19 protein-coding genes are annotated in these 22,381 nt (G+C 68.7%); 7 read left to right on the plus strand and 12 right to left on the minus strand.

What is annotated here, in order from left to right; translation table 11 throughout:
• Positions 1–258: 258 nt before the first annotated feature.
• The 5 genes from ACQ3HB_RS02145 to ACQ3HB_RS02165 form a co-directional block, all read right to left on the minus strand.
• Positions 259–2,439 (minus strand): DUF2264 domain-containing protein, encoded by a 2,181-nt coding sequence (locus ACQ3HB_RS02145; protein ID WP_430917294.1) that lies wholly within the window; start codon positions 2,437–2,439, stop codon positions 259–261.
• Entirely contained in the window at positions 2,436–3,332 is an 897-nt protein-coding gene (locus ACQ3HB_RS02150) for a sugar phosphate isomerase/epimerase family protein (RefSeq protein ID WP_430917296.1), read from the minus strand. Before ACQ3HB_RS02150 ends, ACQ3HB_RS02145 begins: the two co-directional genes overlap by 4 nt.
• Positions 3,329–4,282: a carbohydrate ABC transporter permease gene (locus ACQ3HB_RS02155; protein ID WP_430917298.1), complete on the minus strand. Its 954-nt coding sequence runs from the start codon at positions 4,280–4,282 to the stop codon at positions 3,329–3,331. Before ACQ3HB_RS02155 ends, ACQ3HB_RS02150 begins: the two co-directional genes overlap by 4 nt.
• Positions 4,282–5,214 carry a carbohydrate ABC transporter permease gene (locus ACQ3HB_RS02160; RefSeq protein WP_430917300.1) on the minus strand — a complete coding sequence of 311 codons (933 nt, stop codon included), beginning with the start codon at positions 5,212–5,214 and terminating at the stop codon, positions 4,282–4,284. The genes ACQ3HB_RS02155 and ACQ3HB_RS02160 overlap by 1 nt, the downstream gene beginning before the upstream one ends.
• Positions 5,215–5,333: 119 nt before the next feature.
• On the minus strand, positions 5,334–6,608 hold the full coding sequence (locus ACQ3HB_RS02165) for an extracellular solute-binding protein (protein ID WP_430917302.1): 1,275 nt from the start codon (positions 6,606–6,608) through the stop codon (positions 5,334–5,336).
• 228 nt (positions 6,609–6,836) lie between these two features.
• On the opposite strand from ACQ3HB_RS02165, the gene ACQ3HB_RS02170 reads away from it, so the two are divergent.
• Complete coding sequence (locus tag ACQ3HB_RS02170; RefSeq protein WP_430917304.1) at positions 6,837–7,418, plus strand: hypothetical protein; 582 nt, start codon at positions 6,837–6,839, stop codon at positions 7,416–7,418.
• 206 nt (positions 7,419–7,624) lie between these two features.
• Here the strand turns inward: ACQ3HB_RS02170 and ACQ3HB_RS02175 are convergent, their stop codons facing one another.
• Positions 7,625–8,608 (minus strand): hydroxyacid dehydrogenase, encoded by a 984-nt coding sequence (locus tag ACQ3HB_RS02175; RefSeq protein ID WP_430917306.1) that lies wholly within the window; start codon positions 8,606–8,608, stop codon positions 7,625–7,627.
• 266 nt (positions 8,609–8,874) lie between these two features.
• Between ACQ3HB_RS02175 and ACQ3HB_RS02180 the strand changes: the two genes are divergently transcribed.
• Together ACQ3HB_RS02180 and ACQ3HB_RS02185 are read left to right on the plus strand one after the other, a co-directional pair.
• Complete coding sequence (locus ACQ3HB_RS02180) at positions 8,875–9,564, plus strand: NUDIX domain-containing protein (protein WP_430917308.1); 690 nt, start codon at positions 8,875–8,877, stop codon at positions 9,562–9,564.
• Positions 9,565–9,670: 106 nt separating this feature from the next.
• Positions 9,671–11,026: an FAD-binding oxidoreductase gene (locus ACQ3HB_RS02185; RefSeq protein WP_430917310.1), complete on the plus strand. Its 1,356-nt coding sequence runs from the start codon at positions 9,671–9,673 to the stop codon at positions 11,024–11,026.
• Between the two features lie 229 nt (positions 11,027–11,255).
• Here ACQ3HB_RS02185 and ACQ3HB_RS02190 read toward each other — a convergent pair whose 3' ends face one another.
• From ACQ3HB_RS02190 to ACQ3HB_RS02200, 3 genes are all read right to left on the minus strand, one after another.
• Positions 11,256–11,633 carry a YciI family protein gene (locus ACQ3HB_RS02190; protein WP_430917312.1) on the minus strand — a complete coding sequence of 126 codons (378 nt, stop codon included), beginning with the start codon at positions 11,631–11,633 and terminating at the stop codon, positions 11,256–11,258.
• A gap of 286 nt (positions 11,634–11,919) precedes the next feature.
• Complete coding sequence (locus tag ACQ3HB_RS02195) at positions 11,920–12,306, minus strand: GntR family transcriptional regulator (protein WP_430917314.1); 387 nt, start codon at positions 12,304–12,306, stop codon at positions 11,920–11,922.
• Positions 12,303–13,256 carry a hypothetical protein gene (locus ACQ3HB_RS02200; RefSeq protein WP_430917316.1) on the minus strand — a complete coding sequence of 318 codons (954 nt, stop codon included), beginning with the start codon at positions 13,254–13,256 and terminating at the stop codon, positions 12,303–12,305. Before ACQ3HB_RS02200 ends, ACQ3HB_RS02195 begins: the two co-directional genes overlap by 4 nt.
• A 244-nt stretch (positions 13,257–13,500) precedes the next feature.
• Here ACQ3HB_RS02200 and ACQ3HB_RS02205 point away from each other — a divergent pair, with 244 nt between their 5' ends.
• Positions 13,501–14,334 (plus strand): hypothetical protein, encoded by an 834-nt coding sequence (locus ACQ3HB_RS02205; protein WP_430917318.1) that lies wholly within the window; start codon positions 13,501–13,503, stop codon positions 14,332–14,334.
• A gap of 164 nt (positions 14,335–14,498) precedes the next feature.
• Here ACQ3HB_RS02205 and ACQ3HB_RS02210 read toward each other — a convergent pair whose 3' ends face one another.
• A complete protein-coding gene (locus ACQ3HB_RS02210) occupies positions 14,499–14,957 on the minus strand; it encodes a MarR family winged helix-turn-helix transcriptional regulator (RefSeq protein ID WP_430917320.1) in 459 nt (152 codons plus the stop codon).
• Positions 14,958–15,273: 316 nt separating this feature from the next.
• Between ACQ3HB_RS02210 and ACQ3HB_RS02215 the strand changes: the two genes are divergently transcribed.
• The 3 genes from ACQ3HB_RS02215 (at position 15,274) to ACQ3HB_RS02225 (ending at position 19,521) form a co-directional block, all read left to right on the plus strand.
• The gene (locus tag ACQ3HB_RS02215; RefSeq protein WP_430917321.1) at positions 15,274–16,533 is read left to right on the plus strand and encodes an MFS transporter; all 1,260 of its coding nucleotides are present in this window, start codon (positions 15,274–15,276) and stop codon (positions 16,531–16,533) included.
• Positions 16,534–16,660: 127 nt separating this feature from the next.
• Positions 16,661–17,581 (plus strand): aldo/keto reductase, encoded by a 921-nt coding sequence (locus ACQ3HB_RS02220; protein ID WP_430917323.1) that lies wholly within the window; start codon positions 16,661–16,663, stop codon positions 17,579–17,581.
• Between the two features lie 251 nt (positions 17,582–17,832).
• Positions 17,833–19,521 (plus strand): ABC-F family ATP-binding cassette domain-containing protein, encoded by a 1,689-nt coding sequence (locus ACQ3HB_RS02225; RefSeq protein ID WP_430917325.1) that lies wholly within the window; start codon positions 17,833–17,835, stop codon positions 19,519–19,521.
• Positions 19,522–19,647: 126 nt separating this feature from the next.
• Here the strand turns inward: ACQ3HB_RS02225 and ACQ3HB_RS02230 are convergent, their stop codons facing one another.
• Together ACQ3HB_RS02230 and ACQ3HB_RS02235 are read right to left on the minus strand one after the other, a co-directional pair.
• The gene (locus ACQ3HB_RS02230; protein ID WP_430917327.1) at positions 19,648–20,892 is read right to left on the minus strand and encodes an ROK family transcriptional regulator; all 1,245 of its coding nucleotides are present in this window, start codon (positions 20,890–20,892) and stop codon (positions 19,648–19,650) included.
• Positions 20,893–20,983: 91 nt separating this feature from the next.
• Positions 20,984–22,324, minus strand: a complete 1,341-nt coding sequence (locus ACQ3HB_RS02235; protein WP_430917328.1) for an ABC transporter substrate-binding protein — start codon at positions 22,322–22,324, stop codon at positions 20,984–20,986.
• Between the last annotated feature and the right edge of the window lie 57 nt (positions 22,325–22,381).

The following is a 22,381-nucleotide window of genomic DNA, read 5'->3' on the forward strand; positions in this document are numbered from 1 at the left end:
AGACCGAGCAATGAGCTGATCGATCCCGCTCCCCGCCCGGACGGCCCCTGGGCCTGTCGAAGGGCAGCCGGTCAACCCCTTCGACAGGCCGAGGCACCGCCCGGCGTCAAGCACAACTCCTTCAATTCGGCCACTGCAAACCTCCAGAAGCCCGGAATTCCGCGGTTCTACGATCCGCGATGGCCCGGATCGAAGGAGTTATGCTCATCAATGCCCTTCGACCGGGATCGGGGACCGGGGTCCAGAGGCCGGCGCGCGTCAGAGGCGGGTCGGCCAGGGCAGCGCGTCGAGGTCGATCGTGGTCGCCGCCGCGCCGTCGAGCCAGACGATCGAGATGACGGAGCCCGTGACCGAGACCGAGGCGCTGTCCGCGAGCGATGGCGCTGACGCATCACCGGTGAGTCGGGCGAGCGCGACGAGCAGCGTCGTCGGGAGCGCACCGTCGGCCGATGCCGCGGTCAGCTCAGGAACGACGGCCCACCGACCGAACGCCGTCCCGTACTGCGCGGCAGCTGTGGAAGAACCGCTCCACCCGTGGACGCCGACGACGTCGGATCGCAGCGTCTCCCCGACCGCGTCGAGACCGGAATCGAGACCGGGACCCGGTCCCTGAGCCTGTCGAAGGGCACCCCCAGCACCCGCTCCCCCGGCGAGCTCCACGGAGGCGGAGACACCACCAGCACCACCGGCCACGTCGACCGACGCAACCAACCCCTCGGGCCGCTCAGCCGCCACGGCCCACCCCGCGAGCCGCACCCGCGACTGCGGCGGGATCCCCCGCAAGCGATGGATGCGAACCTCGACCGCACCGCGCACGGCGACGACCGTCTCGATGCGCGCGGAGGGCAGGATCGGCCCGCCCACGGCATCGGGACTCGCGTCGAACGGCCCGAAGACCGTGAACCGCGGAGCATGCCAGGACGCCATCCAGCCCTCACCCGATGCGATGTGATGGATCCGGCGGCGCACGCTCCACACCCCGCGCACGTTGACCTGCACGTCGTTGTCGGTCACGTTGTGGGACGCGGTCGGGCCGGTCCGGGTCGAGTAGGCGAACCGGCCGTACAGCGGATCGGCGGCTCCGGAGTCCGGCTGGTGTGGCTTGATGTGATCACTGCCGTGGTTGTGGACGCGCACGATGCCGTCCGCCGCGGTCGACTGGATGATCATCGCCGACGCGTCGACGGCCCGCACGTAGTCGGCCGCATCGGCTTCGAGCGGTTCCTCGACAGCCGTCCAGACCGGGTGGTCGTCCGGCAGCAGGAGGGCCGCGAAGCCCTTCGACGTCCAGTACGGCGACCCGGGTCCCGAGTAGCGCTGCACGGTGGGTTCGTGTTCGCCGTGCCAGCCGAGGGAGAGGATGCCGTCGGTCGTCGCATCGCGTTCGAAGAAGTAGCGGAGATCGGCGGAGAGGATGCGGCGCGACTGACCGTGCGTGAGCGGCGTCGCTCCGGTGACCTCGCCCATCGCGACGGAGGCGAGCGTCGCCATCCGATAGGTCATCGACCGACCCACGTAGAGGGGCGCGCCATTGCGGTCGAAGGTGCGGGCGAAGGTCTCCAGGAACAGTTCGAGCCGCGGCGTGAGCTTCGCGGCGAGCGCCTCGTCACCCCGGAGCCGCGCGTGGAGCAGCGGGTACAGGTGCAGCGCCCAGCCGATGTAGTGGTCGAACGCCTCGCCGTCGCCGTCGCTGTACCAGCCATCGCCGCGGTACCACTCCTCGATGAGGGCGAGCCCACGGGCGATCACGTACGCGGTCTGCTCATCGGCCCGTCCGACGCCTTCGAGGAAGCTCGCGATCGTGAGCGGGAAGAGGTACCAGTTGTTGGAGGACGGTTCCTTGTCGATGGCGTTGCGCAGCCAGGCGACGACGCGGTCCTGCTCGTCCGCCGTGAGGGTATCCCACGATGCTTCCCGCGTCAGGTGCAGGCTGAGGGCGATCGACGCCGCCTCCACGTGCGGCTGGCCGTCGCGGCCGATGTGGTCGATGATCGGCCACGAGTCGGCGTCGTCGACGCCCACGTGCTTCGTGCCGGCGACGACGCCTCGCACGTAGCGGTCGAGGTGCCCGTGCGGATCGACGCCGCGGTTGCCGACGTGAAGGAACGCGGCCAGGAGGAAGGTGCGCGCGAAGCCCTCGATGCCGTCGGTCCGGACGCCCTGCTGGGAGGGCTTGCCCGGGAGGTCGATGCGGGCGCCGCCCGGGGAGGCGTAGCGGGCGGCGGACAGGAGGAGGTCGTCGGCCGCCGCGACCCAGTGGGCGCGCGTGAGTCCGGTGTACGGGCTGAGCGCCCGGTCCTCGGCTGGGACCTCGACGCGCGTGAAGGCGGCGGCGAAGCGGTCGATCGGGCCGTGGACGGGCGAGTGCTGCGCAGCGGGCGACTGCTGAGCGGCGACCGAGTCGGGGGCGGATGCTGTTTCGGTGGCGAGGTCGGTCACGAGGATGCTCCTTGGTCGAAGAGGTCGGCGGCCCAGGCGCGGGTGGCGCCGAGGGCGGTGTCGAGCGGGGTGAGGTCGGGGTGCCAGGCGCGCTCCCATTCGAGGACCGCCCAGCCGTTCCAGTCCTGGTCGGCGAGCGCCTCCGCGAGCTCGGCGACGGGATAGCTCCCCGCACCCGGTTCCGACGGGACGGGATCGGCGACGGATCGCACGTCCTTGATCTGCAGGTGGCTGAGCCAGGGCATGAGCAGCTCGAGGCTCTCGGCAGGGGTCTCGCCGTGGGTCCAGCTGTGCGCGGTATCCCAGATCACTGCGACGTGGCCGCCGGGCTGGATGCCGGACAGGCGGAGGAACCGGGCGACGCTCGCCGCCGTCGAGTGGGAGTCGTGCGTTTCGATGAGCACCCGCACCCCCGTTTCGGCGCAGAGCGGGGCGATGGCGCCGAGCCGGGCGATGCCGCGCAGCTCGCCGGCGGAGGGAGGAGACGAATCCGGAGCGCCCGGGGCCGACGCTCGGGGACCGCCGACCGCCTCGGGGTCCTTCATGAACACGCGGACGCCGCCTGCGCCGACGGCCGCGGCCAGACGGATGTGCGCAGCGAGATCGGCGAGAACGGAATCATCGGCATCGGCGTGCTCTGATCTGCGCCTCGCCGCATCCCCCGCAGCGCACAGCCCGACGTAGGACGACAGCCCGAGCACCACGACTCCGCCCTCGGCGAGCGCCGCCCCCACGGCAGCGCCCGCCGACGACGTCGTGCCGGGGTCGAGGACCTCGCCGGCCGCCACCCGGAGTTCGACCCCGAGCGCATCGTTCGCCCGCGCGAGCTCCACGATCCGCGGGACGCCGATCCCCGGTTCGCCGAGCGTCGAGAACCCGTATCGCGCGGTCATCCCTTGATCCCCGTGCTCGCGAGGCCCGCGATGAAGTACCGCTGCCCGAAGACGAACAGGGCGATCATCGGCAGCACGGCAAGCGTCGAGATGGCCATGAGGAACGGCCACTGCGGTTGCCCGGAACTCGATTGCGCGAACGTCGCCAACCCGAACTGCAGCGGCCTGAGGTCTTCGGAGCTCGTCGCGACGAGCGGCCAGATGAACCCGTTCCACGCCGATTCGACGTTGAACAGCGCGATCGTGACGAACGCTGGCTTCGCGAGCGGCGCCATGATCCGGAAGAAGATGCCCACCTCCGAGAGGCCGTCCATGCGGGCGGCATCAGCCAGGTCGGCGGGCAGCGAGACGAAGAACTGCCTGGCGAGGAACACGTACAGCGGTGCCGAGATGAACGGCACGATGAGCGCAGCCCATGTGTTGATCCAGCCCGTTCCGCCCTGCCCCAGCAGGTCGTTCCCTCCGGCCAGCGGGATGCTCCGCACCACGATGAACAGCGGCACGATGATGACCTGGAACGGGACGCCGAGCAGCAGGATGAAGTAAGAGAGGATCGTGCCCTTCCCCTTCACGGGCAGCTGGGCGAGCGCGTATCCGGCGGCCGTGGCGATGAGCAGCAACGGGATCGTCTGCCCGATGACCACGATGAAGCTGTTCCGGAAGTAGATGAGGAACGGTGCCGCGTCGAACGCCTCCACATAGTTCTGCCAGTGGATCGACTTCGGCAGCCACGAGAACGAGTTGACCTCGTCGAGCGTCTTGAGCGAGGTGAGCACCATCCAGATAAACGGCACGACCATGAGCAGACCGCCCACGATGAGGACCGCGTAGAGGACGACGAGCGCCGGACCGAGCTTCTTGCGAGGCCGGTCGCCGCCGGTCCCCCGCTTGCCCTCCGGAACGGTGATGGACCGCGTGGTCTGCGGATCGGGGGCGGTGAGCGTCGACATCAGAGTTCCTTCCGTTCGCGCTGGGTCAAGCGGCCGAGGTAGATCATGACGCCCACGAAGATGAACATGATCACGGTCTCCGCGGACGCGTACCCGATGTGGAGGCGCGCGAAGGCGTTCGTGAAGATGTCGAAGGTGAGCACGTTGGTCGCGTTCGCGGGCCCGCCCTGCGTCATCACGTAGACGAGGTCGAAGACCTGGAACGAGCCGGCGATCGACGTCACGAGGACGAAGAACTGCACGGGGCGGAGCGCGGGCCAGGTGACGTTCCAGAACAGCTGCCAGCGGTTGGCGCCGTCGAGGCGGGCGGCCTCCACGAGTTCCTGCGAGACGCCCTGCAGGGCTGCCAGGTAGATGATCATCTTCGAGCCGAGGCCCTGCCACACGCCGATGAGCATGAGCGCGGGGAGGGCGACGTTCGGGTCGGTCAGCCAGCCGGAGCGGGCGATGCCGAAGAACGCGAGGACCTCGTTGGCGAGACCGCTCGACGGGTTGTAGATCCACAACCACACGGCGGACACGGCGACGGCAGACGTCACGACGGGGATGTAGAAGAGGGTGCGGAAGACGCCGCGCGCCTTGATCTGCTGATTCAGACCGACGGCGATGAGGAGGGCCACTCCCATCCCGATCGGCACGACGACGATCGTGTAGAGGAGCGTGTTGAGGAACGCCTGTTTGAACGAGGCGTCCTGGAAGAGCTTCACGTAGTTCTCGAAGCCGATGAAGTCGCCCTGGCCCGCGATCCTCGCATCGGTGAAGCCGAGGAGCACCACGATGATCGTGGGCACGGCCATGAAGATGACGGAGTGCAGGAGGGCCGGGGCGAGGAGGATCCAGCCGGCACGGGCTTTCGCGCGCTCGACCCCCGAGGCTCTGGCGCGCGGGCGCTGCGGCACCGTCCGCGTTCGCGGTTCGCTGATCGTGGTCACGAGTTGTCTCTCCTTCGAGTGTCCCGGGGACGTGCGGTGCGGAGGCGGCTGTCGCCAGCTCCGCGAGTGGGGCGAGCGGTGCGGCGGCCCGAGTCGTGCCGAGCCGCCGCACCGGAGGATCAGCCGGCCGCCACGGCCTTGAGGTTGTCGAGCGTCTCCTTGGCCGTCGTCTGGCCGAGGATCACCTGGTCGAGCGCCGGACCGAACTTGGCCCGGAAGTCGAGGAACGAAGCGCCGCCGTACTCGAAGACGCCCTTGTCGAGGTTCTCCCAGGCGAACTTCGCCGCCGGGTTCGACTCCACGAACTCGCTCTTGCCGGCGTTCTTGTTGACGGGCACGCCGACGTCGATCTTGGAGATCGCTTCCTGGATCGCATCGTTCTGGAAGGCCTTCACCATGCCGAGCGCGGCATCGGTGTTCTTCGATCCCTCACCGACGCCGACGACGCGGCCGCCGACGTACTGGACCTCCTCCTTGTCCTTCAGGTTGAAGTAGACGAGGTCGTCGCACTTGGCGCCGATGCCGGCGTCCGAGCAGTCGACGTACGGTCCGGTGAAGCCCATCGCTGCTTCACCCGTGGTGACGAGAGAGGTCTTGGCCGAGTTCTGGTAGCCGTAGGTGGACGATTTGTCCTCGGAGATCATGTCGTGGATGAGCGTCAACGCGTCGACGCCTGCCGCGCCCGCGAACGTCGGCTCGCCCTTCGTGAACTCGTTGGCGCCCTTCGCACCCATGAACGCGACGAACTGCTGCCGATAGTTGCTCGGCGGCGCCCAGAAGTCGAAACCGGTCTGCGTGATGTTGCCGGCGGCATCGCGGATCGTGAGCTTCTTCGCGTCCTCGCGGAGCTCGTCGAGGGACTGCGGCGGCTTGGTCGGGTCGAGGCCGGCCGCTTCGAACGCGCTCTTGCTGTAGGCGACGAGACGCGGGTTCGCGACGACGGGAACGGCGTAGACCTCCTTGTCGAAGAGCATCGGGTCGACGAAGCTCGGGTACACCGAATCCTTCAGGTCGTCCTCCGTGATGCCGAGCTTGGTGAGGCTCTGGAGGGCGCCGATGTCCGCGAGGGGCTGCACCCAGCCGACACCCGCGCTGATCACGTCGTAGCTCTGCCCGGAGGCGAGCGACGTGGAGATCTTCTGGTTGAGGCTGTCGTAGGGGACGAAGTCCGATTCGACCTTCACCTTGGGGAACTTCTTGTGGAACTCGGCCACGATCTGGTCGAACACCCCTTGGCCCACGTTGTTGGCGGGGAAGTTGGCGACGAGGACGCGGATCGTGCCGCTGTCCCCACCGCTGCCCGCGGTGTCGCCTCCGCCGCCGCCTGCCGAGCACCCCGTCAACGCGACGACGGCAGCCAGTCCGACCGCTCCGATTGCGTGTTTCTTCTTCATGCTGTGTGACCTCCTTGTCAGACGCCCGAGCCGAAGCGTGGGCGGCGCCCGGACCCTGCGGGAAAGCGCTTATCCCATTGTTTGCAGCGGTCTGAACGGGGAGCAATGATCGGTGCGCCCCGTGGAGTGTCCGCTTCGCGCCCGGTTCGATTCGTTTCGACGCCCGGAGTCCTGCGCTGCCCGTACGCTGTCGAAACGGACGCACGCGCACGCGCAGGAGGCTGAACGATGAAGATCATCCGCGGGTTGGACACGATCGGGAACGCACTGATCCTGCAACTGCTGTTCGTCGTGTTCTCGATCCCCGTCGTCACGGCGGCTCCTGCGGCGATCGCCCTCCAACGCCAGTGGGCGGCCTCCCGGGCGGGCGAGAAGACGACGATGCGCGGGTTCGCGCGGGAGTTCGCCACGGCCTGGCGAGGCTCCTGGGGCGTGGGGATCCTGTTCCCGATCATCATCGTCGGGTACGTCGTCTCACTGCTGTTCTGGCGCGCGACGGAAGGATTCGTGGGAGCGGTCGCGTTCGGGCTGCTGCTGGGGCTCGGACTCGCCGCATCGGCCTACTACCTGGCGCTCCTCGTGACGGTGGCGCGCGTCCGCGACGAACGGTGGCCGGTCCTGCTGCGCCTCGCGATGCGGGAACTGCTCGTGAATGTGCCCCGCTACATCGCGGCGCTCGTCGTCCTCATCGTTTGGTTCGTGCTCGTGTGGCTGTCGCTTGCGCTGCTGCTCGTCGGATCGGGCATCGTGCCGGCCGCGACCGCGCACGCCGCGGGCGGCTCCTGGCGGCGGCGCGCCCCCGTCAGCTGAGCTCGTCCCCGTCCGCTCAGTGAGCCGCCTTCGGGCGCCGAGCCCACACCCCGGTCACTGAGGCTGCACACCCCGGTCACTGAGCCTGTCGAAGTGCGGTCACTGAGCCCGTCGAAGTGCGCTCACCCAGCCCACACACCGGTCACTGAGCCCACCCCCCGGTCACTGAGCTTGTCGAAGTGCGGTCACTGAGCCTGTCGAAGTGCTCACGCCAACCGGTCGTACGTCTCCGGCCGCACCTCGAACACGAGGTCCGCGTGGTGCACGAATCGGTCGATCTCATCGACGACCACATCGCCCTGCATCTGCCGGGAGTGCGTCGTCACCGCTCCGATGTGCGGCGTCAGGATCACGTTCGGCATCGACCACAGCGGGTCGTCGACGGGCAGCGGTTCCACATCGAACACGTCGAGTGCGGCGCTCAACCGGCCGGTCCGCAGCTCTGCGACGAGCGCGGGCATGTCCACGATGGCGGACCGAGCGGTGTTGACGAAGATGCCGCCGTCCGGGATGAGCGCGAGGCGGTCCGCGTGCAGCATCCCGCGCGTCTCATCGGTCACGGGGGCGTGCAGCGCGACGACGGAGCAGGTCGTGAGGAGTTCGTCGAGGGACGCGAGCTGCACGCCCATCTCGTCGGCGTCGCGGCGCGACAGGTACGGGTCCGAGACGACGACGTCACCGCCCATCGCCGTCAGGTACTCGATGTACGCGCGGCCCACCCGGCTCGCGCCGATGACGCCGATGCGGGTGCCCGCGATGGTCCGGCCGAGCCCGTAGGACAGCGCGCCGTTCCAGTCCTTGCGCTGCATCCGTCGGTCGACGTCGTTGAGGTTCCGCATGAGCGATTGGGTGAAGTAGAGGGCCAGTTCCGCGACGGACACTGCCATCCCGGACGCAGCCTGGGTGACCCGCACGCCCTCCGTGAGGAGCTGCTTGGGGACGATCTTGCGGATCGTGCCGGCGCTGTGGGCGACGAGGCGGAGCCGATCGTCGTCGTGCCGCGCGACCTGGAACGGCGCCGAACCCCACCCGGTGACCACGATGTCGTACTCGAGGCGATCCTCCGGGTGCAGGCGGATCGACGGGCGATCCACGGAACCGAGTTCGGACAATCGTTCGTACCGTTCGACATCGAACAGTTCGTCCCCGAGTTCGGGCGTGAGATCGAGGAGAATGCGCGGGCGCGCCATCTGACTACCTTTCATGAAGCCCGGGAAACGGCGATGTTCGAACAGTCGGGCTTGCAGTACGGCTAGCTTAAAGACGGAATCGGGTGCCAACAACGAAAACTGATTCCGGGCTCGTGCCCGGTTCATCTGCGTTTGCCCGGGTCGTTGTGCGCGTTTCGATGCGCACTTGGTGTGGGTGCTGGGCCCTCCCACTGGCAGAAACTGCGCACTGGATCGTGGGGAAATCCCGCTGGCCGGCTGTCAGCGGGTGCTCGTACACTCGGGCCATGACGACCGACTCGCACACCCGTCCCGCCGGCCGCCCGGGAGTCGACGTGCCGGACACCCGAGGGCGCACCGGGCTCCACCGGACGGGCCTCGACCTCACCGGCAATCCGCGGGTGCAGGTGCGCGACGTCGAGGTCATCGCCTCCCCCTGGCACGTCCTCCGGCGCACCACACTCGACGTCCAGAACCGCGACGGCACCTGGACCACGCAGCAACGGGAGACGTACGACCGAGGCAACGGCGCGACCGTCCTGCTCTACAACCGCCCGTCGCGCACGGTCCTCCTCACGAAGCAGTTCCGCTACCCGGCCTACGTCAACGGGCACCCCACGGGGGACCTCATCGAGACCGCCGCGGGGCTCCTGGACGACGACGACCCCGAGACGGCCGTCGCCAGGGAGGCCTACGAGGAGACCGGGTACCGGATCGATGCGCTCGAGCACGTCTTCGACGTCTACATGAGTCCCGGGTCGGTCACCGAACGACTCCACTTCTACGCGGCCGAGTACGACCCGTCGGACCGCGCGGGCGAGGGCGGTGGACTCGCCGACGAAGGCGAGGAGATCGACCTCCTTGAACTCGACATCGACGACGCGATCCGTCGCATCGGTGTCGACATCATCGACGCCAAGACCATCATGCTGCTGCAGTGGGCCAAGCTGTCCGGTCCGTTCGCGGTCGTGCGCTGAGCGCGCGGCTCCGGTCCCTGAGCCCGTCGAAGGGCCCCGCAACACCCGCTTCACCCACCCCGTCCCACCCACCCCAGCCCGCCTCGATCCCGGAAGGACCGCGACCATGAGCTCCACCTCGTCCGTCCCGACCCCAGACCTCACAGAACTCTCGGCAGCGCTGCCGGGCGTCATCACCCTCCCCACCGACTCCGGCTGGGATGCGGCCCGCGTCGCCTGGAACCTCGCCATCGATCAGCGGCCAGCCGCCGTCGCCGTCCCGCGTTCGGTCGCGGACGTGCAGGAGATCGTCGCCTTCGCTTCGCACACCGGCCTCCAGGTAACCGTTCAGGCGTCCGGACACGGAGCGAGCAGCGCGATCGAGGGCGCGATCCTCGTCCGGCTGACGGCGTTCAGGGAAGTATCGGTCGACGCCGAAGCCAAGATCCTCCGCGTCGGCGCTGGCGTCAAGTGGGGCGAGGTCGTGCCGCATCTGGACGGCACGGGCCTCATCGCGATGGCCGGCAGCAACGCGAACGTGAGCGTCGCCGGCTACATCCTCGGCGGCGGCCACTCGTGGTTCACTCGCCGGCACGGCATCGCGGCGCACTCCATCCGCGCGGTGGAACTCGTCGACGCGAGCGGCGCGGTCCGCCACGTCGACGCAGACAGCGATTCCGAGCTGCTGTGGGCCCTCCGCGGCGGCACGGGCGACGTCGGCGTGGTCCTCTCCCTCGAACTCGAGCTCTACGACGCCCCTGAGCTGTACGGCGGCAAGCTCCTCTTCGACGGTTCGCTCGCGAAGCGGTTGCTCACCACAACTGCCGAGGTCGCACGGGACTCAGGGCCGGACCTCTCCCTCGCCTCCGGTGTGCTGCGGATGCCCGACATCGAACAGGTGCCGCCGCCGTTGCGCGGACTCGTCGTCACGTACGTGGACGCCGTCTTCGTCGGATCCGCGGAGGAGGGCGCATCGCTCCTCGCCCCGTTCCTGGCGCTCGGCGAGCCGATGATGAACACGCTCGCGCCGTTCACGATCGGCGCGTTGGCGGCGGTGTCGGCCGAGCCGGTCGAGCCGGCCGCGAGCCGGGGATGGGCCGGTTTCGCTCCAGAAGCGAGCGAGGCGCTCATCGACGGGATGATCGCGCTCGTCGAACCCGCCGACGGCACGGGCGCCACGTTTGCACAGCTGCGGGTGCTCGGCGGCGCGCTGCAGACGGGCGACTGGTCTGGCGGCGTCGCGGGCAGTGTGGACGAGGACTTCCTCGTCTACGCGCTGTGGGAGGGCGGTGAGGAGGCGGGATCGATCGACGTCTCACCGATCAGCACGCACGCGAACGACCGCGCGTTCGCGACGTTCCTCATGCCGGGAGACACGCTCGCGCGGGCGTATCCCGCCGATGCACTGGAGCGGCTCGCCGCCATCACGGCAGCCGCGGATCCCACGGACCTCTTCCTCGGCAACCGCGCGCCTCGCCCCTGACCTCCGCCCCTTCGTTGCGCCTCTCCGCCGCGCAACTGCTGCCCGTGGTGGTTCACAACTCAGGAGCACCTCGGCGGGTCGCTCCCGAACCGCGGCGTGTCGCCTCCGACACGCCGCACCGCTCCTGAGTTGTGAACAGTACGGGCGGGGTGCGGGGGTGGTCAGGGTAGGCGCGCAGCCTCCCTGCGGTGCGCTGTGAGTGGCGAGCTGCGGGCTGCGTGCCCGCGAGTCAGGACTGGTGCCAGCCGTGCTCGCGATCCCAGACCAGAGCGCTCGGCCGGACTTCGACCGTGCCCCATGAGACGGACGGCGCTCTCCCCGCCCAGCTGGCTGCAGCATCGGCATCGGGGACGTCGATGATGAACACGCCGGAGACGGGTTCGGGAGTGTCGATGGCGGGACCGTCGCGTCGGTCGAGGACTCCGTCGCGGCTTGTCACGGTCGTCGTCGCGGTCGTCGATTGGAGGACGTCGGCGGATCGCAATACTCCGGCGCCGTCGAGCGCGGCCGTGTACTCCGCGAAGGCGGTCTGCGCGGCGGCCATGTCCTCATCGGAGATCTGGCCCTCCCCGGGTTCGCCGTAGTTGAGGAACAACGTGTATCGCATCGTGTGGTCCTTTCGTCTGATCGGCGGCGATGCGATGTGCCGGCTGGCGTGTCCGCATCGACCTCCACCCCGATCCTGTCACTCACGCCTCCTCCCGGCACCCTGTTCCTGCGACTGCTCCATCAGCGTGACTGTTCACAACTCAGGAGCCTCGCGGCGCGTCGCGGCCGCCGGACGGCGTGTCGCGTCCGACACGCCGGGACGCTCCTGAGTTGTGAACACACTCGACGGGCTCGTGCACCGGAGACGACCTGGCAGGCACCTCAGTCCGGTCGCAGAGCACCGGTCAGGGAGTGCGGGGCTCCGCCTCCGTGGACCCGTCGACGTCGAGATGGCGGAGGAGCGCGATGGCCCCGTCGGCTGAGATACCGAGGCTGCGCATCCGCTCGAGGAACACGGCGGCAGCCTGGGCCGCTTGGCTCTGTACGGGGTCGGGGTCGCCCGATACGAAAGTCCCGTGTCGGCCGCGCGTCTGGACGATGCCGTCGCGTTCGAGTTCCTTGTACGTGCGGGCGACCGTGTTGGGGGCCACCCCGAGGTCGCTTGCGAGTTTGCGGACCGTGGGCAGCCGATCGTCGGGCCGCAGCTCTCCCGCTCGGATCAGCTCGATGAGCTGCAGCCGCACCTGCTCGAACGGCGGAACGGCGGAGCGCGCATCGACCAGCAGCATCATGCCTGTGCCACGGGCTCTGTCCGAGGGGATGCTTCCAGGACCTGGGGCCACAACCGGCGCAGGTAGTACTGCTGAGAACCTCTGGTGCTGAAGACGAGCATCACGGCGATGTATCCCCAGGTCAGGAGCTGCAATCCGACGCCGGTGCTCCAGGTGGTGCCGTCGATCGCATCGATCCCGGCAAGGATTCCGACGCCGCCGCACGCAACCGCGATCCACATCACGACGCCCACGGCGAGACGAACGTTCCGGAGCGTGTCGCCGATGAACGCGTCGCTCCACGCGAGTTCGGCGGGATCGGTCGCCGGTTGCGGTGTCCTGAGGACGAGGCGGTCCGCGATGATTCCGGCCGCGAACACGACGACTCCCACGACGAGGAGAGGGAGAGCGGCACTCGTGACGTACGCGAGCGCATCGATCACACCGTTCCAGGCGAGGATCACAGCCACCGCGTTCACGAGGAAGGCCGCCGCCAGGAGAACAGGCGCGATGAGCCGTCGCCAGCCCGAGATGTAGTCGTCGAGGCCAGTCGCGCGGGGGCGGGCGACGCGCGGGGAGTCTGCGCGCTGGCGGAACAGGGTTTCACGCAGAGCGACCGACATCTGCCCGACCACCGTCAGACTCAATGCGAGCGGCACCACGACGATCCAGAGAAAGTTCGTCGCGTTCGTCTGCGGATTGGCGAACAGAACGATGGCCGAGATGAGAATGGCGACAGTGGAGCCGACGATGCCGGCGACCGCAGTCGCGAATGCGCGGCGCTGTACCGCTGCGAACGTCGCATCGTTGCCGACCTGCAGCCCCACCCGCATCATGAACGCGTAGGTGATGCGATCCCGGTAACGCTGTGTCGACAGCAGGACCCCCGTCACCAGACAGACGACGAGCAGCGCCCCGAGGCCCGCCCAGACGAGTCCGTGCTCGAAAAAGGAATTGACCGATTCGCGCATCCGTTGACCTCGCCCTCACATCGTTCGTGCTGAACTTTGTCTGCCGACTGTAGCAATGTATCAATACAAAGTCGAGCGATGCGGCACGTGACGGTTCACAACTCAGGAGCGGTGCGGCGTGTCGGCCGCGACACGCCGCCCGGCAGCCCCGACACGCCAGGACGCTCCTGAGTTGTGAACACACCCGGCGACGGGGCACAGGGAGCCGGCGGACTCCCCAACCCGTCGGGGTATACCGTGAGGCATGGACTGGGTGGGGGCCGAGGCGGCGCGCGGCGAGTGGATTCGTGACCGGCTGCAGACGCCATTCGCCAACATGCACCAATTCGTACCGCACGGTTTCGAGGCGTACGCGCGCATCTTCCACCCGCTGGATCGCGACCGACCGGTGGGCGACGGGAGTTGGCGGGACGTGCCGGAACTTGAGCCCATCGAGCTGGACAGCGAATCCACCACGTGGACGGTCCTCGCCGAAGCCTTCGGGCGCACGATGCATCCGCTCGCCCAATTCCGGCAACTCGTGGAACGACGGTTCCAACGGCTCGGCGAGTTCGGTGAGACGCTCTGGACCGGGCCGGTGATCGACGCCGACGGCTGGCGCTATGACGAACCGCACGAGGGTGATCTCGGCATCGGGACGCTCGCAACGCTCGCCCGAATCCTGTCGGCACACACGGCGACCCCTGATGTCGGCGTCGTCGCGGTCTGGGATGGGTACAACGAAATCGATGTGCATGCGGAGGGTGCCGGCAGGTTCGAACTTCCCTGGCGGAGCTATGGAATCTACGCGAGCGGCATCCGGACCTTCATTCCGCACACCTGGATCATGGATGCGCCATGGACGAAGGACACGGTCTTTCCACGGACACCGAACATCATCTGGCCGGAGGACCACGCCTGGATCGTCGCAAGCGAGATCGACCTGGATTCGACGGTCGTCGGCGGTTCGCGTGCGCTTGTCGATGCGATCATCGCGAGTCCGGATCTGGAGGCGTTCGAGATCCCGGAGGGTGCCGATCTGACGAGCCTCGGCGATCGCATCAACCCGCGACCGTCGCCGCCTGCTCCATCAGCGTGACTGTTCACAACTCAGGAGCCTTGCGGCGCGTCGCGGCCACCGGACGGCGTTTCGCGTCCGACACGCCGGGACGCTCCTGAGTTGTGAACACACTCGACGGGACGAAGCACGGAGCACAGAGGACAGGGCGGGCGGGGCGGGCCGGGGCGGGCCGGGCCGGCCGCTCACGCAGGGGCGGCGACGGGCTCCAGCCGGTGCAGGGCCTCGACGAGCGGCGCGAGCTCCGGGAGCGCCTCAGCCGACTCGAGCGATGCGGCGAGCGCACGATCATGGACCGGCCGCGCCGCTTCGAGCAACGCGTGTCCGGCGGCGGTGAGCTCCGTGTAGATGCCGCGGCGGTCGTCGGCGCACAGGATGCGCGTCAGCAGCGCGCGGTCCTCCAGCCGGTTGACCAAGCGCGTCGTCGCACTGCTCGACAGAGCCGCCGCGCGCGCGAGCTGCTGCATCCGCATGTGCCATCCGTCCTGCCGGTTGAGCGCGTCGAGAACGGTGTATTCGATGACGGACAGCTGCGCTTCCGCCTGCAGCGCGCGTTCCAGATCGGTTTCGATCGCTCCGTAGAGGGCGGCGAGCGTCCGCCAACCCTGCGCTCGGATCTCGACGGCGTCGTCTGCGATGCCCATGGTTCCTCCTCGTTCAGCGCGGCTGCGCTCACTTCGCGAACGCGTCGCGCACCGTGCACAAAGTAGTTGCTTGCGCGTTTACCTAGCGTGTGCAACTATATATATCGCGCGTCTGCAACTAACAGCGTACGCGTACTTCCCTGAAAGCACCAGATTCCCGGCGATGGAGCCCGCACGATGCCGCAGGAGCTCGCCGCTCACAGCCATCGCGCAGATCCCGGATCGCCCGGATCCCACCGCAGCGGCACCACACGCTCGCGGTCCCAAACGTCCACACCCCATCCACCAGATCCATCGATCCAACAGGAGTTCAGCAATGCCCATCGGTCTCATCGCACTCGCCATCGGCGGGTTCGGCATCGGCCTCACCGAGTTCGTGATCATGGGCCTCCTGCCCGAGGTCGCGGCGGACTTCGGCGTGACCGAGGCCGCTGCAGGCTGGTTCATCTCCGGCTACGCACTCAGCGTCGTCGTGGGCGCCCTCGCGCTCACCGCCGCCGTCACGCGCCTCCCGCGGAAGCCCGTCCTGCTCGCCCTCATGGTCCTCTTCATCGCCGGCAACCTCGTCTCCGCCCTCGCGCCGACGTACGAGGTCATGATGCTCGGACGCATCATCGCGGCCCTCTGCCACGGCGCGTTCTTCGGCATCGGCTCGGTCCTCGCAGCCGACATGGTCGCCGAGAACAAACGCGCGGGCGCCATCGCCATCATGTTCACCGGCCTCACCGCCGCCAACGTCCTCGGCGTCCCCTTCGGCACCCTCGTCGGTCAGCAGTTCGGCTGGCGCGCGACCTTCTGGGCCATCACCGTCATCGGCGTGATCGCCTTCATCGGCATCGCTGCGCTCGTCCCGAAGCCCGCTCACGGCGCATCGGCCGCCGGATCGCTCCGCAGCGAACTGGGCGCGTTCCGCTCGGCGCAGGTGTGGCTCTCGATCCTCGTCACGATCCTCGGCTTCGGCGGCATGTTCGGCGCGTTCACCTACATCGCCTACACGCTCACGGAGGTCAGCGGCTTCGCGGCGGCATCGATCCCGTGGCTCCTGGTCCTGTTCGGCGCCGGCCTGTTCGTCGGCAACATCCTCGGCGGGAAGGCGGCGGACCGGAACCTCGATCGCACGCTCCTCATCCTCCTCGTCGGCCTCACGGTCGTCCTCGTCGGATTCGCGCTCACCGCACAGTTCCCGATCGTGACCCTCGCATCGCTGTTCCTGATGGGCGGCTTCGGATTCGGCGCGGTCCCCGGCATCCAGATGCGGGTGATGCGGTACGCGTCGTCCGCTCCGACGCTCGCTTCCGGCGCCAACATCGGCGCGTTCAACCTCGGCAACGCGCTCGGCGCCTGGCTCGGCGGTGTCACGATCACGGTCGGCCTCGGCTACACCTCGCCGATCTGGGTCGGTGCAGCGATCACCGTCCTCGCCGTCATCGTCATGGTGATCGCCGCGACGACCGCGAAGCGTCGCCCCGTCGCCTCCGACACCCCTGTCGTGTCCGTCACCCCTGTCGCCTCTGTCGCGTCTGCGCAGCCCGACACCGCCTCAGACACCGCTTCAGCCTCAGCCCCACTCTCGTAACTCCTTCGATTCGCGCATGCCGACTACAGGTGCCCCCGGAATTCCGGGGATCGGACGGATTCGGACCGCGAATCGAAGGAGTTATGAACATCCACCGCACCAGAACCAATCGCACCAAGGAGCACCGATGAACACCCCGAACACCCCCAGCACCCCGAACACCCCAGCCACCCCCGCCACCCCCCCCCCCCCCGCCACCCCGAACTCTCCCACCACCACCAGCACCCCCGACGTCCCTACCCTGACCCTCAACAACGGCGTCACGATCCCCCAGCTCGGTTTCGGCGTGTTCCAGGTCCCGGACGACGAGACCACGGCGGCCGTCGCATCGGCCCTCGACGCCGGCTACCGCAGCATCGACACGGCCGCGATCTACGGCAACGAGCGGGGCACGGGCCGCGCCATCGCCGAGTCCGGGATCGCCCGCGACGAGCTGTTCGTGACGACGAAGCTGTGGAACGATGCGCAGGGCTACGACAGCACGCTCCGCGCGTTCGACGAGAGCGCGGAGAAGCTCGGCCTCGACACGATCGACCTGTACCTGATCCACTGGCCGGCCCCCGCGAAGGACCTGTACCTCGACACCTGGCGAGCATTCGAGCGCCTGTACGCCGACGGCCGGGTCCGCGCCATCGGCGTCTCGAACTTCGAGCCCGAGCACCTGCAGCGGATCCTCGATCTCGGTGGCACCGTCCCCGCCGTCAACCAGGTGGAGGCGCACCCGAACCTGCAGCAGCGAGCCGTCCAGGCGTTCGGCGCTGAACACGGCGTCCTCACCGAGGCGTGGAGCCCGCTCGCGCAGGGCGGCCTGCTCCACGATGCGACGATCACGGGCATCGCGAATCGTGTCGGCGCCACCCCAGCGCAGGTCATCCTGCGCTGGCACCTCGACCACGGCCGCATCGTCATCCCGAAGTCGGTCACGCCCGCCCGGATCCGCGAGAACCTCGCATCGGTCGACGTGCGCCTGACCGCCGATGACATCGCCGCGATCGACGCACTCGACAACGACGGCCGCGTGGGCCCGCACCCCACCGACGTCAACTAGGCGCGCCGGGCCGGCACGCGCGCCGGGGTCGCGTGTCCGCACCGCACGACAGCAGGAGAACCGCGCGAGAGGAGGACGTTTCACCACGAATCGTCCTTCTCTCGCGCGGTTCTCCGCTTCTCGGGCGGCGGCGGCGCGGACGCGGGAGACACCTGCCGCCTCGCGCACGCGTACGTTCTGTGTAAGCTGGTCGGCTCGCCATGCGGTGGGCGGCAGCCTTCGACGACTGCCCTCGACGGCAAGGATCAGCAATGGGCTACATCGACGTGAGCGACGTCACCTACACCCTCAACGACGGGCGGGTGCTCCTCGACGAGGTCTCGTTCCGGGTGGGCGAGGGTGTCACGGCGGCCCTCATCGGCGCGAACGGCGCCGGCAAGACCACTCTCATGCGACTCCTGCGCGGCGAGATCAAGCCGGATTCCGGAGTCATCGCGATCGACGGCGGCCTCGCGGTCATGGACCAGTTCGTCGGCCATGTGCGCGACGACTCGACCGTCCGCGACCTCCTCGTCTCCGTCAGTCCGCTCCGTGTGAAGCACGCTGCACTGGCGGTCGATGCGGCGGAGCTGGCACTCATGGAGAACGACGTCGAGGCGACGCAGATGGCGTACGCGACGGCCCTCGCCGACTACGCCGACGCCGGCGGGTACGACCAGGAAGTCCTGTGGGACAACTGTTGCGAGGCGGCGATCGGCACCTCGTACGACCGAGCGCAGTGGCGGACGGTGAGCACCCTCTCCGGCGGCGAGCAGAAGCGGCTCGTCCTCGAAGCGCTCTTCCGCGGCCCGGAGCAGGTCCTCCTCCTCGACGAACCCGACAACTACCTCGACGTCCCGACGAAGCGATGGCTCGAATCGACCCTCCGCGAGAGCCAGAAGACGGTCCTCCTCATCTCGCACGACCGTGAGCTGCTCGCGGAGGCCGCGAAACGGCTCATCACGCTCGAGGTCGGCGCCGCCGGCAGTACCTCGTGGACGCACGGCGGCGGCTTCGCGACGTATCACGAGGCCAGGAACGACCGCATGGACCGCCTCGACGAGCTCCGCCGCCGCTGGGACGAGGAGCGGGTCAAGCTGCGCGCGCTCGTGCTGCGCCTCAAGGAGCAGTCGAAGTTCAACGACTCGATGGCGTCGCGCTACCGGGCCGCGCAGACGCGCCTCGCGAAGTTCGAGGAGGTCGGCCCTCCGCAGGAACGACCGAAGGAGCAGGAGGTCACGATGCGGCTCACCGGTTCGCGCACGGGCCGTCGCGCCGTCGTGTGCACGGGCTTGGAGCTCACGGGCCTCATGAAACCGTTCGATGCGGAGATCTGGTTCGGCGAGCGCATCGGCGTGCTCGGGTCGAATGGTTCGGGGAAGTCGCACTTCCTGCGGCTGCTCGCCGGCGGCGGGACGGACCCGGACCCGTCTGCTGGCCATCTCGCATCGGCCGATCAGATCCTCGTCCCCGTGGAGCACAACGGAGTCGCCAAGCTCGGCGCCCGCGTGCAGCCCGGGTGGTTCGCTCAGGCGCACGAGCACCCGGAACTGCTCGGCCGGACCCTCCTCGACATCCTGCACCGGGGCGACGACCACCGGTCCGGCATGGCGCGGGAGGCGGCGAGCCGCGCGCTCGACCGGTACGGCCTCGCGTCATCGGCGGAGCAGGTCTTCGAGACGCTGTCGGGCGGGCAGCAGGCGCGCTTGCAGATCCTGCTGTTGGAGCTGTCGGGGGCGACGCTGCTCCTCCTCGACGAGCCGACCGACAACCTCGACCTCGTCTCCGCGGAAGCGCTCGAGGACGGCTTGGCCCGCTTCGAGGGGACCGTGATGGCGGTCACGCACGATCGCTGGTTCGCGCGCGGCTTCGACCGGTTCCTCGTGTTCGGCTCGGACGGCGAGGTCTACGCGTCGGACGAGCCCGTGTGGGACGAGCGGCGGGTCACGCGCAAGCGCTGAGTGCGGAGCGTCTCGCCAGCACCGCAGGAGGAGAACCGCCCGGGAGCAGGACGGATCGCCGGATCAGTCCTCACCTCGGGCGGTTCTCCTGCGCTCAGGCGGGTGCAGAGCCGGAGGAGCCCGCGCCTACGCGGTCTGCCGCTTGGTGACGAGCGCCCGGATCACGGTCGCCGCCGCGCCCCGCGCCCAGTCGTCGAAGGTGTGCGGGCGGGTGACGATGCGGCACGATGCGGCTGCGCCGAACGCGTGCTCGGCGAACGCGGCGCGGATCCGCTCGTCGTAGAGGTCGTAGTCGGACACGGCCTCGCCCGAGATCAGGACGAGTTCCGGGCCGGTGAGGTTGACCATGGTGGCGATGGCGGTGCCGATGACGGTCCCAGCCTCGTCGAACGCCGCGCGCGCGACGGCATCGCCCGTGTGCGCGAGGTCGATCGCCTCGGCGAAGCTCAGTTCGCGGCCGCCGTGCCCACGGGACACCGCGGCGGCGATCGCCCCGGAGGAGGCGACCGCTTCGACGCACCCGCGTCGCCCGCACGAGCACACGTGGTCCCGCGAGGTGAGCGGCAGGTGCCCGATCTCCCCCGCGACCCCGTACGCGCCCTCGACGACCTCGCCGTTGACGTGCAGCCCGCTGCCGATCCCGGCGCCGATCGTGACGATCGCGAACGACTCCGTGCCCACGCCCACCCCGAACCAGTGCTCGGCGATCGTGAGGGCGCGCACGTCGTTCTCGACGACGACCGTGGTCCCGAGGCGTGCCTGCAGGACTTCGCCGAGCGCGAGCCCGTTCCAGCCGAGCAGCGCGGATTCACGGACGAACCCCGTGGAGCTGTCGACGTCGCCGGAGACGGTCACGCCGATGCCCGCGAGCCGTTCCACGTCCTGGCCCAGCTCGTCGCGCAACCGGTCCGCGACCGACACGATGCCCTCGACGATCGTGTCGAACCGCGTGTCGGGGATGGTCTGGTGGGTCGTGGTGCGGACGTCGGCCGAGAGCCCGGTGGCGACGCCGATGATGTCGTTCGCGTTGACCTTGATGCCGAGGACGACGAGCGCGTCCGAGTTGACCCGCAACGGGTTCACGGGACGTCCCGGGATGCCGGAGCGCGGCAGATCGCTCTCCTCGCTCACGAGCCCTGCGGCGATGAGGGGCGAGACCGACTTCGTGACGGCCGCTTGCGAGAGGCCGGTGAGCTTGGCGATCTCGATGCGGGCGATGCGCCCCCGCGTGAGGATGCAGGTCAGCACGTCGATCGCCGCCGGGGTGGCCGACCGCAACAGCGCGAGTGCATCGTGCGCGGCCTGCGCCCTCTGCGCGTCCTGCGTCTGCACGTGCGTCTCGTCCGCCGTCTGCGTCGTGTCCACGGTCACCCTGTCTCCTCCACGCCCTCGTCCGCGAGTGGTGATCCACTCGAGTGGAGCGCCGGGGAGACGCGATATCGCCCTCCCCGACGCACCGATCCTACTTCTCGGAGAGAACCGTCTCCGACTTCTTCGACATCTCGGCGAAGATCTCGTCGCCGGCGGTTCCCGCGAAGAACGACTCGATCATGGGCTTCAGCGTGTCGACGAGCTCCTGACCGTTGACGGTCGGCGGGGCCGGGTAGAGGTCCTTGTTCTCGAGCGCGTTGGTGAACACGGAGAAGTCGACGCCGTCCTTGGCCTGTGCGTCCTCGGCGACCTTCATCGATGCGCCGATGGAGGGGAGGAAGTTGCCGTCCACGCCCGCGACGGACTGGCACGCCTCGGAGCCCATGTAGGAGACCCACTTCCAGGTGCCCTCCACGTTCTTCGTGCCGGAGAAGATGTTGTTGGCGTTCGAGTTGCTGATGACCGCGCGGCCCTTGGGGCCTTCGACGGTGGGGGCGATGCCGACCTTCACGCCGGGCAGCTTCGCGAAGGACGTCGCGACCCACGAGCCGTCCTGGACCATGGCGACCTTGCCGGAGCCGATCTGTTCGCTCGAGGAGACGGTGAACGCGCCGAAGGCAGGCGCGAAGCCGCGATCGGAGAGGGACTGCACGTAGTTGGCGGTCTTCTCGAAGCGCGGGTCATCGAACTCGAGGCGGGTGGGCCACGTGTCCTTGTCGCCGAGGCGCCAGCCGGTCGTCGAGGCGAAGGAGTTCCACGACGTCTGGCCGTTGAAGTCGCTCGATGCGAGGCTGCCGACGCCGTAGGTGGCGACCTTGGTCTTGTCGAAGCCGGCCTCGTCGCCGCGGACGCCGTTCTGGTCGATCGTGAGGTGGGCGACGATCTTGTCGAAGGTGCCGCCGTCATCCGGGTTCCACGTCATCGTCTTGATCGCGTCGTCCGTGAGGCCCGCCTTCGCGACGAGGTCCTGGTTGAAGTAGAACGCTGCGGAGGCCCAGTCGAGCGGGAGGCCGTACTGCTTGCCGTCGGTGAACTTCCAGGAGTCGACGCCGACGTCGAACTTCCCGAGGTCGAAGTCGTGCTTCTTGATGAGGTCGTCGAGCGGCATGATCTGCCCCTGCGCGGCATAGGCGCCGAGGAGCGGCACCGAGTTCTGGAACGCGTCGGGCGCGGAGCCGGAGACGAAGCCGGCCGTGAGCTTCGTGAAGTAGTCGCCGACGGCGTACTGGGAGATCTTCACCGTGACGTCCGGGTTCTCCTTCTCGAAGCCAGGGAGGCACTTCTTGTAGGACGCGGCCTGCTTCTCGTCCCACGTCCACCAGTTGACGGTGGACGCGCCGGAGGCGGAGTCGCCGCCGGACGTGGAACAGGCGCTCACGCCGAGGGCCATCGTCGCCACGGCTGCCGCCGCGATGATCGTCTTGATTCTCATTGCTCTCTCTTCTCTCTCAGGAGGCGGCGATCCGGGGCCGAGCGACGCTGCGCGGGA

The organism is Plantibacter lichenum (assembly GCF_050587525.1).
GTDB lineage: Bacteria > Actinomycetota > Actinomycetes > Actinomycetales > Microbacteriaceae > Plantibacter.

What these genes read in the sequence shown, in the direction of transcription:
- ACQ3HB_RS02180 (WP_430917308.1), top strand. Translation starts at nt 8,875, where the DNA reads ATGACGACCGACTCGCACACCCGTCCCGCCGGCCGCCCGGGAGTCGAC.
- ACQ3HB_RS02190 (WP_430917312.1), bottom strand. Translation starts at nt 11,633, where the DNA reads ATGCGATACACGTTGTTCCTCAACTACGGCGAACCCGGGGAGGGCCAG.
- ACQ3HB_RS02225 (WP_430917325.1), top strand. Translation starts at nt 17,833, where the DNA reads ATGGGCTACATCGACGTGAGCGACGTCACCTACACCCTCAACGACGGG.
- ACQ3HB_RS02155 (WP_430917298.1), bottom strand. Translation starts at nt 4,282, where the DNA reads ATGTCGACGCTCACCGCCCCCGATCCGCAGACCACGCGGTCCATCACC.
- ACQ3HB_RS02200 (WP_430917316.1), bottom strand. Translation starts at nt 13,256, where the DNA reads ATGCGCGAATCGGTCAATTCCTTTTTCGAGCACGGACTCGTCTGGGCG.
- ACQ3HB_RS02165 (WP_430917302.1), bottom strand. Translation starts at nt 6,608, where the DNA reads ATGAAGAAGAAACACGCAATCGGAGCGGTCGGACTGGCTGCCGTCGTC.
- ACQ3HB_RS02215 (WP_430917321.1), top strand. Translation starts at nt 15,274, where the DNA reads ATGCCCATCGGTCTCATCGCACTCGCCATCGGCGGGTTCGGCATCGGC.
- ACQ3HB_RS02220 (WP_430917323.1), top strand. Translation starts at nt 16,661, where the DNA reads ATGAACACCCCGAACACCCCCAGCACCCCGAACACCCCAGCCACCCCC.
- ACQ3HB_RS02210 (WP_430917320.1), bottom strand. Translation starts at nt 14,957, where the DNA reads ATGGGCATCGCAGACGACGCCGTCGAGATCCGAGCGCAGGGTTGGCGG.
- ACQ3HB_RS02185 (WP_430917310.1), top strand. Translation starts at nt 9,671, where the DNA reads ATGAGCTCCACCTCGTCCGTCCCGACCCCAGACCTCACAGAACTCTCG.
- ACQ3HB_RS02150 (WP_430917296.1), bottom strand. Translation starts at nt 3,332, where the DNA reads ATGACCGCGCGATACGGGTTCTCGACGCTCGGCGAACCGGGGATCGGC.
- ACQ3HB_RS02170 (WP_430917304.1), top strand. Translation starts at nt 6,837, where the DNA reads ATGAAGATCATCCGCGGGTTGGACACGATCGGGAACGCACTGATCCTG.
- ACQ3HB_RS02195 (WP_430917314.1), bottom strand. Translation starts at nt 12,306, where the DNA reads ATGATGCTGCTGGTCGATGCGCGCTCCGCCGTTCCGCCGTTCGAGCAG.
- ACQ3HB_RS02205 (WP_430917318.1), top strand. Translation starts at nt 13,501, where the DNA reads ATGGACTGGGTGGGGGCCGAGGCGGCGCGCGGCGAGTGGATTCGTGAC.
- ACQ3HB_RS02175 (WP_430917306.1), bottom strand. Translation starts at nt 8,608, where the DNA reads ATGGCGCGCCCGCGCATTCTCCTCGATCTCACGCCCGAACTCGGGGAC.
- ACQ3HB_RS02235 (WP_430917328.1), bottom strand. Translation starts at nt 22,324, where the DNA reads ATGAGAATCAAGACGATCATCGCGGCGGCAGCCGTGGCGACGATGGCC.